The sequence below is a fragment of the Candidatus Synechococcus spongiarum SH4 genome, assembly GCF_000586015.1.
GTDB classification, from domain to species: domain Bacteria; phylum Cyanobacteriota; class Cyanobacteriia; order PCC-6307; family Cyanobiaceae; genus Synechococcus_B; species Synechococcus_B spongiarum_F.
Genome location: NZ_JENA01000245.1, coordinates 1 through 2,386, shown reverse-complemented (window position 1 = coordinate 2,386; position 2,386 = coordinate 1). Strand labels below are relative to the sequence as shown.

At 63.7% G+C, this 2,386-nt stretch carries 3 protein-coding genes; all 3 read left to right on the top strand.

The window, feature by feature from the left end:
• A partial coding sequence (locus tag BG35_RS11220; RefSeq protein ID WP_034418287.1) for a helix-hairpin-helix domain-containing protein occupies positions 1 to 493 on the top strand: 493 nt, incomplete at its 5' end.
• A gap of 165 nt (positions 494 to 658) precedes the next feature.
• On the top strand, positions 659 to 1,594 hold the full coding sequence (locus BG35_RS0109185) for a glycosyltransferase family 4 protein (RefSeq protein WP_025782584.1): 936 nt from the start codon (positions 659 to 661) through the stop codon (positions 1,592 to 1,594).
• A gap of 120 nt (positions 1,595 to 1,714) precedes the next feature.
• Positions 1,715 to 2,386: HsdM family class I SAM-dependent methyltransferase (locus tag BG35_RS12505; protein ID WP_236619845.1), on the top strand; the 672-nt coding region annotated here is incomplete at its 3' end.

The window sequence follows — 2,386 nt, the reverse complement described above, 5'->3', positions numbered from 1 at the left end:
CCGGCCCCGCCGCCGTGGTTCTCACCCACTGGATCCCGTCGGCCTCAGTGACTGGCCCGATCTGGTGATGATTGACGGGGGCAAAGGCCAACTCTCCGCCGTGATGGGCGCCCTGCACCAGCTTGGCCTGGCGGAGGATCTCCATGTTTGCGCCCTGGCCAAACGGCGGGAGCAGGTGTTTTTGCCCGGCTCCCGGGAACCACTGGACAGTGAACCGGACCAACTGGGCCTCCTGCTTCTGCAGCGCCTGCGGGATGAGGCCCATCGCTTTGCCGTCGCCTACCACCGGCAACAGCGCCGGGACCGCATGAAGCGCTCTCGCCTCAGCGAGGCGCCTGGTTTGGGACCCAAGCGGAGCCGCACGCTGCTGAGCCATTTTCGCTCCCTGGACGCCATTCAGTCGGCCTCGGCGGAGCAAATTGCCCAGGTGGAGGGAATTGGCCCCGGTGTGGCCCGTCAAGTGTGGGAGTTTTTCCATCCCCAGGGTCAGTGAACCACCCCTTCAGCACCTGCTCACGGGTGCTGCCCGCTGGCCCTGGGCGGATCCACCCAAACGGAAAGGGTCTTGTGTAACCCGATTCAGAGGCGGCTTCGCCGCGCCATCCTTCATGGGGCTTGCCTCTAGGGTAGCCAGCGCCAAACCACCCCTACCACCCTGTTGCCGCCCTCTCCCCCTCTGGCCCTGCTCAACGGCAGCCCCCTTGGGCAACGGCCTACGGGGATTGGCGTGGTGACCCGCGCCCTGGCCAAGGCCCTGAACAAGGACCGGGTGATGTTTCTGGACCCCATCGGGACGGGGCGCCCCAACAGTCTGGCCATCCCCAATACTCTTTCCATGGACCACGGTCGGAAGGGCCATCTGCGGCGCCTGCTGTGGACGCAGGACCAATTGCCCAACCTGCTGCGGCAAACGGACGCCTCTCTGCTGGTCTCCCCCCTGCCGGAAGCCCCCCTTCTGCGGGAGGGGGTGCGCTCCGTTGTGTTGGCCCACGACCTGATCCCCCTGCGCTTCCCCAGACCAGGCCCCCTTTTGGCCTACCACTTGACCTATGTTCCCCTGGTTCTCCACCAGGCGGAGCGGGTGCTGTGCAATTCAGAGGCTACGGCCCGGGAGATCCATGGCCGGCTGCGGGTTCCCCGCCACAAACTGACGGTGATTCGCCTAGGCTTTGACCCCGGCCAACTCCGTCCACTGGATCAACCCCGCCAGCCTTTTTTTCTGGTGCTGGGCCGCCATGACTACAACAAGAACATCTTTGGCGTTCTCCGCGCCTTTGCCCATCTGGGCCACCCCGACCTGACCTTGAAACTGGTGGGTTCTCCCCACAGACTGCTGACGCCCAAACTGAAGCGCCTGGCTGCTGAACTGGGCATTGCTCGTCAGTGCCAGTGGATCTCCTGGGTAACGGATGAAGAGCGACTCATCTTGCTCAACACAGCACAAGCATTGGTCATGCCCAGCCTCTGGGAGGGCTTTGGTTTGCCCGCCCTTGAGGCCATAGCTTGTGGCGCCCCCGTCATTGCCGGCACGGCCGGCGCCTTGCCTATAGATTGCCAGGGAGCAGGGCAAGACGGTATCCACCCACCTCTATGACCAGGAGATCAACGGGGAGACCACCGCCACCTGCAAAACCGACCTCCTCTTGAAAGGGGAGGGGGAGGCTGCCGACAACTTTGCAGCGCATGGGCGGCAGAACTGGGGGATCCCCGCTTTGTGATCGAGCACGCTGGCGACCCCCAATACTCCCTGGTGACCCGCTCCAGCGATGGCCAGATGCTGTTCCTCGCCAACAAACTCGCCAAGATGAAGCAGGGGAGCAAGCTGGGGAGCCGCATCGCCCACGTACACAACGGCAGTTCCCTTTTCACCGGCTCGGCCGGGCAGGGGGAGAGCAACATCCGCCGCTGGATTCTGGAGAACGACTGGCTGGAGGCCATCGTCGCCCTGCCCCTCAACATCTTCTACAACACCGGCATCGCCACCTACGTGTGGGTGCTCACCAACCGGAAACCCCAGCACCGGCGAGGCAAGGTGCAACTCATCGATGCCAGCGCTTGGTTCCAGCCCTTGTGCAAGAACCTGGGCAAGAAGAACTGCCAACTGGGGGAGCAGGACATTGAGACAATCTGCTGGACGTTCCTGGATTTCCAGGAGACGGAGCAGAGCAGGATCTTCGACAATGCAGCCTTCGGGTACTGGAAGGTGACGGTGGAGCGCCCCCTGCGGCTGGCGGTGGATTGGCGAGAGGAGCGGCGGGAGCGGTTTTTCAATGGCTGCATCACGGCGGGCGAGGCCCCGTTGGCAGACACCGTGCAAGACGTTCTGGACCCACTGGGGCCGGGACCCCATCGGGATTTCAACGGTTTCCTGGAGGAAGTGAAGATC